The organism is Natronobiforma cellulositropha (assembly GCF_025629245.1).
GTDB classification, from domain to species: domain Archaea; phylum Halobacteriota; class Halobacteria; order Halobacteriales; family Natrialbaceae; genus Natronobiforma; species Natronobiforma cellulositropha.
Map to the genome: position 1 here is coordinate 83,903 of NZ_JANZXN010000059.1, position 10,145 is coordinate 94,047.

The window sequence follows — 10,145 nt, forward strand, 5'->3', positions numbered from 1 at the left end:
GAAGCCAATCCTTATCAGGGATTGCGAGCAAAGTCTCCTTCAGATATGGGCAAAGCGTTGCCGTTCCGGTGGTACGGCGGAAAATACAGTCACCTCGATTTCATCCTCCCTCAGCTGCCGAAGACAGAGCAATACGTCGAACCATTTGGAGGTTCTGCTGCAGTCCTCATCAACCGAGAGCCCTCGCCCGTCGAGACCTACAACGACATCGACGGAGACGTAGTTAACTTCTTCAAGGTATTACGAGAGAACCGCGACGAACTGCTCGAGAAAATTTCACTGACGCCATTTAGCCGAGAAGAACTCGCCAACGCTGTAGAGAAGAAGAGTGACGGCGACCTGTCCGACATCGAACGCGCACGTCTGTTCTTCGTCCGCGCGGGGCAGACTCGGTCAGGACTCGCTCAGGAAGCGACGCCGGGCCGATGGGCATACTGTAAATCCACGTCCCGCCGAAACATGTCTGGTGCCGTCTCCCGCTGGCATGGTCGTCTCGAACAACTCTACGACGTTGCCGACCGATTACGCCGCGTCCAGATCGAAAATCTACCCGCCATCGAGGTCGTCGAGAGACACGACGACGAAGACGCTCTGTTCTACTGTGACCCGCCATACGTGCATTCGTCACGCGGCGACACCAACTCGTATGGGTACGAAATGACGGATGAAGATCACCGGGAACTGGCAGAAGTCCTTCGTTCCTGTGAGGGGAAAGTCGCGGTGTCGGGCTACCAGTGCGACCTGTACGAAGAACTCTTCGAGGGTCACGCCTGGCACCGTGTCGATTCCGAGGAGAAAACGATGCACACGACGAAGGACACACGTGTAGAGTCGTTGTGGCTGAACTACGAACCGCCGAACCGTGACGTGTCGCCGGGCATTGACAAGGACGCTGACCAAGCAACCTTGTTCGAAGCAGCGGACGAATAGCTTCGACCACTGTGTAGCTATTTTGCTACACACACTATATTTGCTTTATATGGCATATATGCAGCCTGTCGCTCGTTTCTATCGGTGTCCAATTTGGGGGAGTCTATTGATAATTCAGAAGCACGAGACATGCTAAACGAAGAGTGGAACCGGGTACGCAACGACGACGAACACGACTATCTCGACGACGAGTTTGCCGCCAGCAAAATCGGTGAAGTGTTGAACGCCTCCCAGCTCACATACAAATACATTCTCGTCACGAACGTGATTGCGAAGGCCGTCAATCCGAACATCCATTATCGGGCGATGCAGGCGCAATGGGTGAATCCCGGCGCGTACAATGCACGTTCACTTGGTCATCAGGTCTTGGTAGAGTGGGAGAAAGAACACGGCGAACGGCTGGGCGGCTCTAACGAACCGTTCCTGAACAAGCCTGCTCGTTACCCGGACTTCTCGATGGAGAACTCGTACCGGTCGGAGAAGGCACACACCCGTCTCTACGAGTTACTGGAACGGTTAGAGGAGCAAACGAACTCCGGGGAGGTTGACCCGGTGGACGTACTGCGCCACACCGTATACGAAATCTCACAGCTCGACCCGCAGACTGTCGACTTCGTACCCCCGAAGTCGGAGGTCCCATACGAGGGACTTCGGAGCCGGGTTGAAGAATATCTTGAGAAGTCCGGTGGCGGCGAACGGTTAGCGTCCGTGACAGCGGGCGTGATGAAGGCGCATTACACCCACACTAACGGCGAGGACTACACGATAGCAGCAGAACACGCGAACGTTCCTGATGAGTTCTCGAAAGCAGCGGGTGACGTTGAAGTGTTCCGTGACGAGGAACTCGTGCGCGCGATGGAAGTCAAGGACAAGCCGACCGAGAGAAGCGACATTCAGCACGCCATCACCAAAGCCCGTGAAAACGAGTTGCCGGAGTACCTGTACATTGTCGGTCAGGGCTTCAGAAACGAGTCGGAGAAACAGGGTGCACTGAAGGAGATCGAGGACGCCTCCGTTGGACTCATCTTGGTGTACCCCGAAGAACTTCTAAGCCTGTTGAAGTTCGTCGAGGATGCTGGTCGGAAGCAGTTTGTCGAGTCTGTCGGCGAGTTCTTGAACGATATGCGAGCGTCTGCGGAGAACAAGACGGATTGGAAGGACCTGGCCGAGTCGTTCGGCTAAACAGCTAGTATTTTTACTATACATGCTTTCAGTGCTATGTAAAGTAAAAATGGACCAGGGCTAAACAGGGTAATCAGTGTCGCTAATCGGGGAAACGAAGATGGAGATATTGCGGCGTCTCGCCGAGGAACCGAGCCATGGGTATCAACTGCACAAGGACGTTGGCGTTTCAACGCCTGTCGTGTACCGGCATCTGAACGATTTAGAGGAGGAAGGGATGGCTGTGTCATCGGTGATCGAAGACGATAACCGTGACAAGACAGAGTACCGAATTACCGAGAAAGGCCGCCAACTCCTCGAACTCCTCACTGACGAAGACTAACGACCTGCGTGCACTCCGCAGGAAGTCGAGTGGTTTCGTGTGGACAATCGTTTCATACGCTACAAGTGCGAACTGGCCGCATTCACACGAGTTGGATCGGTAGTCGAGCCAGCTTCAGACGCTGGGTCAGTCGGCTCGTCCACGACGTTAACTGAAATCGGCCTGATCATTGGCACACTATCCGAGAAGATGGCACTGCTTCCAGTGCAAACGACGAACCAGCATCCCGGTCACAACTGTTTTGGCCGTTCCCACCGATAGTGGGAACATGGTGACCGTGGATTCGAAAGGGCGAGTCGTGCTCCCGCAGGAGGTCCGAGAGCGTCTCGGAATCACACCCGGGACGGAGGTCGAGATCCACGAAGAGGACGGAAAGGCGGTCGTCGAACTCGAGGACAGCCCCGAGCGGATTATCGAACGGATGAACCAGCTGGTCGCGGAGACGGCCTCAGACCGCGGGGAGACGGTCCCCATCGACGGAGCCAGTGACCCGGTCGCCCGGAAGCACCGTGCTGCGGTCCGAAACGGTGCAGCGAACCACAGCGATGAGTGACGCTGGCGGTCCGTATCTCTTCGGCGTCGGGGTAATCGCGCTCGCACACACGGAGACGCCGGTTCGGGATGCCGCACTCTCCTACGTCCGAGACGCCATCGCCGGTGAGATCGATGCCGTCGTACCGTATCCGGCGCTGTTCGGCGCACACACGGTACTGACGACGTACTACGGACAGTCGAGCGCGGATGCCTCCCGGCTACTCGAGAATTTCGCGGACGCGAAACGCATCCACTGGTACGACGAGATGCCCGCCGACGTCGTGCGAGGTGGGTTCTCGCGCTCGAGTGACGCGAACGTCGACGGGTGGGATGGCTACTACGCCCAGGTGGCGATCGACGAGGGAGTGGCCACGGTGGTGACGATCGACCACGACTTCGAGCGGTTCGACGAGTTCGAGACCGAGATCGTTCTCTCGGCCGAGCAATTCAACGAACTGAACCGGTTTCTCGAGAGCCAATCTCGCTCCCCAGACTGAGTCACGGAGTCGGCGGAGACGGGAGGGCCGGTCGACCGCTCGCCTCGAGCGACCACCACACGTTCTCCGACCCCCACCGTGACCACCACACTTTCCCTACCCACCACCCAACGGGGCGTATGTCACGACTGGTCGAACTCGAGGGGACGAAACCGCGAAAGCTCGAGCCGTCGGATGTCGACCCCGAGAAGGGGAACGTGGCGATCTGTCAGTGCGGGCTGTCGGCGTCGTTTCCGTTCTGTGATGGCTCGCATCGTCGGACGCGTGACGAGGAGCCGGGAGTGTGCTATCGCTACGAGGGTGGCGAGCGCAGGCGGGTCGAAGCGGTTCGCTGTGTGGAGGACCCGACGGGCGAGAGCGAGCAGTGAGAGCGCTCAGGTGTCGCCGATGAGGACCGGTCCCTTGGGGTGGGTTCGCGAGATGCGGATCGGGCAGGTGTCGGGGGCCTGGGTCTCGTCCTCGCGGAGGAGGTACTGAGGCCACTCGCGGTCGCCGTCAACGCCCCAGTCGCCGAGGTCGGCGTGCGGGCAGACGCCGTCGTAGTCCTCGAGTCGGCTCTGGATGACCTCGCGGGCGTGTTGGCCAGCGGCGGTGTCGGCGGTGATGCCCTCGAAGAGGGTCCGCGGCTGGAAGGTGATCTCGAGACCGATGGGGCAGTAGCGACTCCGGTAGGTGTCGTAGAAGGGGGCGCGGCAGGTGGGGAACATCGGTTCGCCGCCGAAGCAGAACTCCCAGTACTCGTCGTCGGGGTCGGTCGGAATGTCCGCGGGCCAGGGTTCGGGGTCGTGGGCGTGGAGCACCTGGAGGATGTGCCAGAGCGCTTCGTGGTAGTCGGCCTCGCTGAGCGGGCGCTCGGGTGGTTCGAAGAAGGTGACGAGCGAGGCCTGCGGGGCGTGGTCCTCGTAGACCGCGAGGTACTCGAGGATGTTTTCGCCGAGGGTAAAGAGGGCCGCAGGGTCGGTCATCGACGAACAGCAGGTGTAGAGCGGCGCGCCCTCGCGGACCGACTCGATGCCGAAGTAACACGGGAACGGACTCCCCTCGTGCTCGCCGAGCAGGCCGTCGCGGAAGCTCTCGAAGTGTGCGGCCACCCACGCCGGGACGGCACCGGTCTCGACGCGCCGGGCGAGCGTCTCCTGGTCCACGAGGACCTCCACACCGGGTTCGTTCATGGCCGCCCGTTAGGACCGGAGGCTTCTATCCGTTTCTACATCGGCGGCGCGTTCGAGGATCGAACCAGCCGGAGTAGGGACCAGGAGACGGCCGAGGGACGGAGAGAGATTCGGTAGCCGAGGGACGGAGAGACGTAGACGGTCGAGGGACGGAGAGAGTCGGGCGGCGACTCACTCAGACTGGACTTCGATGGTCGCGCCGACGTGGATGGTGCCGCCGTCGAGGATGTTCGCGCGGAGACCGCCGCGGTGGACGAGCGCCTCGCGGACGCCCTGCCGTTCGAGGTGGCGCTCGAGGTACGAACACGGCTCACAGAGTTCGATGCCGCGACAGCGCACCTCGCCAATGTGAAACTCGCGGCCGACGAGGTGGTTGAGCGCGACGTTCGCGGTCGTGAGGTTGCGCCGGTGGCTCCCCGCCTCGAGGTCGAGGTCGTAGTCGCGCTCGAGTGCGGCCAGCGCTTCGGATTCGATCAGCGAGAGGTCGCTGCCCGCTCGCTCTTCGAACGTCCCCTCGGCGCGGAAGTAGCGATCACCCTCGAGTCCGCGCCCGGCGACGGCGTCGACGCGCTCGCGTGCCTCGAGCGGGCCGCCCTGTTCGGGGGCGACGTGAATCTCCGTGACGTGTCCGGTCGTCATGGTGTTCCTTCGCAGGGGTCGCCCTTAACTCTCGACGGTCTCGATCGTCCCTCGCTCGGCCGAGCACGCGGCGAGGAACGCGGCCTCACCGTCGGGACCCTCGAGCGTCCCGTCGGCGAGTACGTCGAGGAGCCACGAACAGCCAGCGTCGGCGAAGAACGTCTCCCACGCCGTCGCGTCGAACTCGGCGATGGGGACGGCGGAGCCGCACAGGCCGTGGCCGCTGCCCTGGCTAACGAGGATGGTCGCCGTCTCGAACGAGACGCCGACGACGTTCGGCCGGTCGGGGTCGTGGCCCTGCATCGGGTCGTCGCCGTCGCGGCTGGCGACATAATAGGTGTCGGCCATGGCTGTCACACCACAGCGCAGGGAGAAAGCCGTACCGGATGTCGCACTCAAAAAGTGTACACCCGTGTACGCGGAGGCCTTTGGGACCGGAGGCGAGACGCGGGGTATGTCCTCCACCCGCGTCGGCGACCGGCTCGAGGGACCGATGCACGTCGAACACGACCGCGAGGCGGGCTACACCGAGGTGGCCCTCGACGCCGCTTCGCACGCGGTGAGTGAGGTCACCGTCGCCGTGGGGTCGACCCGGATTCGCCTCGCACTCGAGAGTGGCGACGGCGAGCGACTGGTCGCGCCACCTCCGGGCTACAGCTTCGACGGCGAGCGCCGGGCGTACTGGCACAACGGCGTGGTGACGGTCCGGGTGGGGCTGTCGCCAGCGGACGGGTGGGTGTGAGAGGCGGCAACGTCCGCCGATCAACAGTCAGTCAGTACTGTCATCCTCGAGTTCCCCGGGGTCGAGGTCCTCCTCGAGATATCGCTGGCCGAGACCGGCGAGCGAGTAGTACCCATCGCTCGCGCGCACGAGGAGCCCGTGTTCCGCGAGCGTTCGACAGCGCTGGCCGGTGTAGTTCGGGTGAGAGTCGATGTTGCGACCGATGACCGCCGGAGGAACCTCCCCCGCATCTCGAACGTACTCGAGGATCGCGTCGTCAGTCGGCACCATCCAGCCAGCGCGTTCTCGCATAGTCTGAGTCGCGTTTTCAGTAGCAATAGAACCCGCCGGTGCGAACGGAAATACACCCAGATACGCTCTTTTAGAGTTTTGTATGCGCATGTGTAAATCTAAAACTTCGCATATGCGAAGTAGTTAAGTGTAGGTGTGTAGAACAGTCAGACGGGTGGGAAACAACAGACGTGTGGCTCGACGCACCTGATTGGGTGAGCGAGGACACCACCGATGTCGTTTCTGCATCCGCTCCAGAAACCAATGTCCAACAACGAACCGCGGGGAACGGACCCCGACCGATCACACGCATCGACGCCGAGAACGCCCGCCCGAACCGACGGCGGGAGGGGTGACACCTGTGCGCAACTCGAGGTGATCGACCGCTGTGCCGGGCGGGTGCTCGAGTCGCTGGTGGGTACGGAAGCGGGGGATGCAGCGCGCCACCTGCGGGAGATTCGTGCGGAGGTGGAGGCGGCCCGGACGCACCTCTGTGAGGGTGGGCGTGGGCCGGTGGTCGGCGAGGTGCCGATGGTGGTCTCGCGTGGCTCGCGGGTGACGACAGTCTGTGGACCCGACCCGGCGGCGCTCGAGGTGCTCGGCGACGACCGGCGCGAACGGGAGTGACGCGCCGGGGTGGCGCTCACTCGTCTTCGTCGTTCTCCGGGTCTTCGTCCACCTCACCCGGGTGTTCGTCCTCGTCGTCGGGTGCGTCGTCTTCGTCCTCCGGTTCCTCGTCGTCCTCGAGTGGTTCGATCTCGACGCCCTCGTCCTCGGCGACGAGTTCGAAGACGACGCCGGTGTCGCCCTGTGGGACGCCGATGCGGTTGGCGAGGACGTACACCTCGCCGTCGGCACCGCGGCCGAACTGCCGGACGAAGTGGTGGAGGTCGCCGTCGTCGCTCCCGGCGAACCGGACTTCTTCCATCTCCCAGAGGTCCTCGCGGGGGCGGCCGCCGAACTCGTCTCGCTCGTCTGGGTCGGCCGGGTCCTCGGGCGTCGCGGCGAAGACACGTCCGTCGGGTTGCTGGCGACCCTGGTCGCGCGTCCAGTCGCCGAAGATGTACTGCCCCTCGAGGTCCTCGATGGTGTCGTCCTCGTAGGTGTGGCCGCCGATGATGACGATGCCGACGCCCTGGCCCTCGTGGACCTGCGGGTACTCGACGACGGGATCGATCAGTGGCTCCCCGCCGCGGACGTCGTCGGGCGTCTCGAGCGGGCACTCCTCGGGCGGGGTCGCTGGCGTCTCCGTGCTGAAGCAGTGTGATCCCTCCCGGACGTTCCAGCCGTAGTTGCCGCCCTTCTCGATCTCGTAGGCGGCCTCGTAGAGCACCTGTCCGGCGTCGGCGACGATCAGGCGGTCGTCACCGCTGAACGTGATCCCGTAGGGGTTGCGCAGCCCCCAGGCGTAGTACTCCTCGAGTCCCTCGCCCTCGAGTTCTTCACCCTCCGCGAACGGATTGTCCTCGGGAATAGCGTACGGCTCGCCGTTCTCGCCCTCGTTGTCGATGTCGATGCGGTGAACCCCACCCAGCAGGTTCTCCGTCGTGTCCTGTCCGTTGCCGCCTTCGTTCTCGTCGTACCAGTCCTCGACGTGGCCGTAGTCGCTGTCGTTTCCGCCACCGCCGTCACCCATCGGGACGTAGAGGTAGCCGTCGGGACCGAACGCCATCGGCCCGCTGTCGTGGTTGTACTGTGGGTGTTGGAACTCGAGGATCCGTCGCTCGGAGTCGGGGTCGGCGCTCTCGTCGTCGGTGGCTTCGAACTCGGCGATCACCTGGACGTGTGACCAGCCGTCGGGCGTCTCGTCGTCCGGCGGGGCGCTGTAGTTGACGACGAAGCGGCCGTTCTCCTCGTAGTCGGGGTGGAACTCGACTCCGAGCAGGCCGCGCTCGTCGTAGTCCCCATCGGGGTCGGCGTACCCGCCAGCGAACTCCTCGCCGACGGCGACCATCCGATCGGAGATGTCGAGGAAGGGGTCACCCTCGAGGTCGACGCCGTCCTCGTCGATGCGCCAGATTTCGCCGGTCTGGTCGGCGACGTACTGATAGTCGCTCCCCTCGGGATCATCGAAGTCGGTCGGCGCGATCAGCCCCTCGGCGACGGGGTTGACCCCGACCGTCGGCCCCTCCGGGAAGTAGGGTTCGGCTTCCGCCTCCTCGTCCGGCTCGTCGGGTTCGTCGAACGTGACGTCACCACGCATCGTCTGCGGGTGTGGTTCGCAGTAGTACTCGGCCATCTCCTCGTCGGCCTCGAACTCGACCGCCTGGGTCTCTCCCTCGCCGGTGACGATGTCGGTGCTGACGAGCTGGTCTCCCTCGTCGTCGATGATGACGAAGTTGTGGCCGATGCCGTCGAGGTTCTCCCAGACGACCTCGTAGGTCTCACCCTCCTCGAGTACCAGCGTGGGATTGTCCTCGCCTTCGATCTCGTCGGGTGCCTGGCCGACCCAGCGGCTGCTCTCGCCGCCGAGTTCGAACCGGTTCTCCTCGTCCGCCTCCTGGGACGCACCCAGACCGACGAATCCGGCGGCCATACCGGTGGCCGCGGCGGCCTGTAAGAACCGTCGCCGGGACGGGCGACCGGTGGTGCGTCGCGAACGGCTCGTGTAGTCGGACTGTCGTCCGCCGTGGCCGCGCCGCGCGTGTTGCGTGTCGTTGTCGCTCATGTCTCCGCGAGGACGTACACGAATCGCGAGCAAAAGGGGAGACGACCGTTCCACCCGGTTGCGGGGCGACCGGGTCGCTGTGGCCGAGTATCACCGTGTTACCCAGACCATCGCTGAGCGCTCGCCACGGGACGTGCGCACGGTCCGACCGGTGGCCAGACCCTCTCACCGGGGAAAGCACGGATTGTGACTCGCTCGAGCGGACCGCAACGCCACGGGGTGAGAAACCTGGTGTAATCCGTGAGTAACTGTCTGCTACTCCGGAGACGGGAGACGGGTGGGTGCGCGACGTCGCGTCGACACCAGTACTCACCAGCCAGTCGATATGGGAGGCGGACGAGCGCACCCGAGACACGACACGATTACGCAGGCACCACCAGTTTGTCTCGAGCGGCCGTTTACCGAGTCCATGTGTTCGTCCTTCACGCCGGAAGACGTCGGAAAGACGGTCGAGAACGCCGAACGGGAGGCGGTCGGCGTCGTCGCGGCCGTCGACGGAGACGTCGCGTACGTCGAGCCGACACCGAGCGTCGCCGACACGATTCGGGCGGCGCTCGGCTGGGAACTCGAGCCGGACGACGCGCTGACGTTGGGTTCGGACGACGTTCGCGAGATCACCGCCGACGCGGTCGTCCTCGAGAGCGGGGATGGAGTTGGGGAGTCCGACACCGAGACGGACGACGAACGAGCGTCGGGGACGGTGAGTGACGAGCGCCACCCAAGTTCGCTAAACTAGAGTGGATGGAGTGGGCCCGAATTCGAGGTTGCCATCGACTGGCTCTGGTGAATCGCCATACTGCGTCGAGTTGTAGTGTCTTGCGGTCATCCAGAGATCGGTTCATCAGCGTGCCACCACCCGATTCCTCGAGGTTCTCGTCGCGCTCGTCCCAGTGTGGCGCCTCGAGCGGCGCGATTTCCCATCGAAAGTCGCCGCAGTCTAGTGATTCACCAAACCCCATCGACTTAGCTTTGTAGATTGCGGCGATCTAATACAACAGATGGTTAGAAAATGAGAGTATGTATTGGATTTTGTGGCTCGGAAGCACTGGACTGGAGTCACGCCAAAGTCACAGATATACAATTGTTGGCCGTGGTGAATCGCTATACTGCGCTTGATTTGGCTAGTTGACGGCACGCTTGATGTTGTAGACGACACACATCAGGACGATTTCACGGAACTCGCGGTACC

14 protein-coding genes are annotated in these 10,145 nt (G+C 62.9%); 9 read left to right on the forward strand and 5 right to left on the reverse strand.

From position 1 onward, the window contains the following. Positions 1-45 precede the first annotated feature (45 nt). The 6 genes from N0B15_RS17280 (at position 46) to N0B15_RS17300 (ending at position 3,833) form a co-directional block, all read left to right on the forward strand. On the forward strand, positions 46-930 hold the full coding sequence (locus tag N0B15_RS17280) for a DNA adenine methylase (RefSeq protein ID WP_263020957.1): 885 nt from the start codon (positions 46-48) through the stop codon (positions 928-930). A gap of 84 nt (positions 931-1,014) precedes the next feature. Beyond that, positions 1,015-2,112: a restriction endonuclease, SacI family gene (locus N0B15_RS17285; protein WP_263020958.1), complete on the forward strand. Its 1,098-nt coding sequence runs from the start codon at positions 1,015-1,017 to the stop codon at positions 2,110-2,112. Positions 2,113-2,212: 100 nt separating this feature from the next. After that, a complete protein-coding gene (locus N0B15_RS18375; RefSeq protein WP_425494253.1) occupies positions 2,213-2,434 on the forward strand; it encodes a PadR family transcriptional regulator in 222 nt (73 codons plus the stop codon). Positions 2,435-2,702: 268 nt separating this feature from the next. Continuing rightward, positions 2,703-2,987, forward strand: coding sequence for an AbrB/MazE/SpoVT family DNA-binding domain-containing protein (locus N0B15_RS17290; protein ID WP_263020959.1), 285 nt, complete (start codon positions 2,703-2,705; stop codon positions 2,985-2,987). Continuing rightward, complete coding sequence (locus tag N0B15_RS17295; protein WP_263020960.1) at positions 2,980-3,465, forward strand: type II toxin-antitoxin system VapC family toxin; 486 nt, start codon at positions 2,980-2,982, stop codon at positions 3,463-3,465. The genes N0B15_RS17290 and N0B15_RS17295 overlap by 8 nt, the downstream gene beginning before the upstream one ends. Positions 3,466-3,584: 119 nt before the next feature. Further along, positions 3,585-3,833, forward strand: coding sequence for a CDGSH iron-sulfur domain-containing protein (locus tag N0B15_RS17300; protein WP_263020961.1), 249 nt, complete (start codon positions 3,585-3,587; stop codon positions 3,831-3,833). 6 nt (positions 3,834-3,839) lie between these two features. Here the strand turns inward: N0B15_RS17300 and N0B15_RS17305 are convergent, their stop codons facing one another. The 3 genes from N0B15_RS17305 to N0B15_RS17315 all read right to left on the reverse strand — a co-directional run bounded on the left by N0B15_RS17305 (position 3,840) and on the right by N0B15_RS17315 (position 5,624). Further along, positions 3,840-4,637, reverse strand: a complete 798-nt coding sequence (locus N0B15_RS17305; RefSeq protein WP_263020962.1) for a YqcI/YcgG family protein — start codon at positions 4,635-4,637, stop codon at positions 3,840-3,842. Positions 4,638-4,808: 171 nt separating this feature from the next. After that, entirely contained in the window at positions 4,809-5,276 is a 468-nt protein-coding gene (locus tag N0B15_RS17310) for an MOSC domain-containing protein (protein WP_263020963.1), read from the reverse strand. Between the two features lie 24 nt (positions 5,277-5,300). Further along, the gene (locus N0B15_RS17315; protein WP_263020964.1) at positions 5,301-5,624 is read right to left on the reverse strand and encodes a hypothetical protein; all 324 of its coding nucleotides are present in this window, start codon (positions 5,622-5,624) and stop codon (positions 5,301-5,303) included. 106 nt (positions 5,625-5,730) lie between these two features. Here N0B15_RS17315 and N0B15_RS17320 point away from each other — a divergent pair, with 106 nt between their 5' ends. Continuing rightward, positions 5,731-6,018, forward strand: coding sequence for an Hsp20/alpha crystallin family protein (locus N0B15_RS17320; protein ID WP_263020965.1), 288 nt, complete (start codon positions 5,731-5,733; stop codon positions 6,016-6,018). 27 nt (positions 6,019-6,045) lie between these two features. Here N0B15_RS17320 and N0B15_RS17325 read toward each other — a convergent pair whose 3' ends face one another. Further along, positions 6,046-6,309 (reverse strand): hypothetical protein, encoded by a 264-nt coding sequence (locus N0B15_RS17325; RefSeq protein WP_263020966.1) that lies wholly within the window; start codon positions 6,307-6,309, stop codon positions 6,046-6,048. A 243-nt stretch (positions 6,310-6,552) separates the two neighbouring features. On the opposite strand from N0B15_RS17325, the gene N0B15_RS17330 reads away from it, so the two are divergent. After that, complete coding sequence (locus N0B15_RS17330) at positions 6,553-6,915, forward strand: hypothetical protein (RefSeq protein WP_263020967.1); 363 nt, start codon at positions 6,553-6,555, stop codon at positions 6,913-6,915. A 16-nt stretch (positions 6,916-6,931) separates the two neighbouring features. Here N0B15_RS17330 and N0B15_RS17335 read toward each other — a convergent pair whose 3' ends face one another. After that, positions 6,932-8,956 carry a PQQ-dependent sugar dehydrogenase gene (locus N0B15_RS17335; RefSeq protein WP_263020968.1) on the reverse strand — a complete coding sequence of 675 codons (2,025 nt, stop codon included), beginning with the start codon at positions 8,954-8,956 and terminating at the stop codon, positions 6,932-6,934. 409 nt (positions 8,957-9,365) lie between these two features. Here N0B15_RS17335 and N0B15_RS17340 point away from each other — a divergent pair, with 409 nt between their 5' ends. After that, positions 9,366-9,692, forward strand: a complete 327-nt coding sequence (locus N0B15_RS17340; RefSeq protein ID WP_263020969.1) for a hypothetical protein — start codon at positions 9,366-9,368, stop codon at positions 9,690-9,692. The last annotated feature ends 453 nt before the right edge of the window (positions 9,693-10,145 follow it).